The organism is bacterium (assembly GCA_021372775.1).
Lineage (GTDB): Bacteria > Acidobacteriota > Polarisedimenticolia > J045 > J045 > JAJFTU01.
Genome location: JAJFTU010000155.1, coordinates 1 through 1923, shown reverse-complemented (window position 1 = coordinate 1923; position 1923 = coordinate 1). Strand labels below are relative to the sequence as shown.

The following is a 1923-nucleotide window of genomic DNA, read 5'->3' as shown; positions in this document are numbered from 1 at the left end:
GTCCGCTCGCGCGTGAACCCCACCGTCCAGTTGTCCACGTGGGCGCGGCTCGTGCCGGTCTTGGCCGCGACGGGGAAGGGAAGCCGCAGCGCGTTGTCGAGCCCGAACGCCGGCGCGCGCGCCGCCTCGTCGGAGAGGATGTCCGTCAAGAGCGCCGTCGCGTCGGCCGGCAGGAAGCGCCGCGGCGCGAACGACCCTCGCGGCTCGATCGCCAGGCCGCGCGCGTCGCGCGCCGCGCGCACCTCGACCAGCGGCGCGACGACCCCGCCGCGCGCCAGCCCGGAGTAGGCGCGCGCCAAGTCGTAGAGCGAGACCTCGCCGTCGCCGAGCACCAGCCCCACGCCGTAGTGCCCGGCGTCCTTGTCCAGCGAATCGAATCCGGCCTCGCGCAGCGTCGCGAGCAGCCGCTCCGGCCCGATCCGGCTGCAGACGCGCACCGCGGGAATGTTGTAGCTGTTGGCGAGCGCCGCGCGCAGCCGCACCGGGCCGTGCAGCCGGCGGTCGTAGTTGCGCGGCTGGAAGTCGCCGGCCGGCGTCTCGAAGCGGGACTCGACGTCGGGGATGATCTCCGCCGCCGTCATCCCCGAGGCGAGCGCAAGGCCGTAGGCGAACGGCTTGAGCGCGCTCCCCGGCTGGCGCAGCGCGCGCACGCCGTCGTTCTGCCCCGACGCGGCGTCGAAGAAGTCGGCCGAGCCGGCGTAGGCCAGGACCTCGCCCGTCGCGTTGTCCACGACGATCGTCGCCGCCTCGCCGACGCCCCGTTCCGCGAGCCCGGACAGCTCCTCGCGGATCGCCCGCTCCGCCGCCTCCTGCACCCGCGGGTCGAGCGTCGTCTCGACCTCCGCCGCCGCGCCGAGGCCGCGCTCCTCGAGCGAACCGACGATCCGCGCGGCGAAGTGCGGCGCGCGGAAGACGCGCTGCGGCGCGGCGAAGTCGAGCGGCTCGTCGGCCGCCGCGCGCGCCTCGGCGTCGTCCACGAAGCCGAGGACGCGCATCCGCTCCAGCACGCGGCGCATCCGCGCGATCGCGTCGGCGCGGCGCCGCCGCGGATCGAAGCGCGCGGGCGAGCTCGCCACCCCCGCCACGAGCGCCGCCTGCGCGCGAGAGAGGCCCGCCGCGGGACGGCGGAAATACTCCTCGGCCGCCGTCTCGACGCCGACGACGTCGCCGCCGAGCGCCACGCGGTCGAGGTACTCCCGCATGATCCGCTCGCGCGGGAGATGGGCCGTGAGCCGCAGCGCCCAGAGCATCTCCTTCGCCTTGCCCCACGGCGTGCGGGAGCGGGGCACGAGCCGCCGCGCCAGTTGCTGCGTGATCGTCGAGGCGCCCGAGACGACGCGCCGCGAGCGCGCCGCGTCGCGCGCCGCCCGCGCCACGGCGCGCGGATCGACGCCCCAGTGGCCGAAGAAGCGCTGGTCCTCCGCGGCGACGAACGCCTGCACGACGAGCGGCGGCAGCGGCCCCTGCGGCAGCGGCACGGCGCGCCCCGCGCCGTCGCGCCGCGCCTCGCGCAGCGGACGCCCCTCGCGGTCGAGCAGGCGCACGACCGTCTCCGAGGTCGGGGCGAGCAGGTCGCGCGGCAGCGGCCAGGCGACGAACAACGCCGCGCCGAGCGCGACCGCGCCGACGCCGAGCGCCGCCCACCGCCCGCACCGCCGCGGCCAGCGCGCGCCCCGTCCGCCCGCCCAGGCGAGCGCGCGGCGCGCGACCGCGGGAACGTGCGGCGTCGTCATCGCGCTCCGCTCAGTCGGCGGGGGGCGCGACCACGAGAGAGCCCCCCTCCGAACGGCCGAAGACCTCCGGCGTGTACATCTCCTCGGCCCGCGCCGCGGGGAGCTGGAACGTTCCCGCCGTCGTCGCGCGCAGCACGACCGTCAGCGTGTGCGTGCCGACCGGCAGCTCGTCGGCGAAGGCGAGCACCCG

2 protein-coding genes are annotated in these 1923 nt (G+C 77.4%); both read right to left on the bottom strand.

Annotated elements, in window-relative coordinates:
• On the bottom strand, window positions 1–1733 hold a 1733-nt coding region (locus tag LLG88_05110; protein MCE5246286.1), incomplete at its 3' end, for a transglycosylase domain-containing protein.
• A 10-nt stretch (window positions 1734–1743) separates the two neighbouring features.
• Window positions 1744–1923: hypothetical protein (locus LLG88_05105; protein ID MCE5246285.1), on the bottom strand; the 180-nt coding region annotated here is incomplete at its 5' end.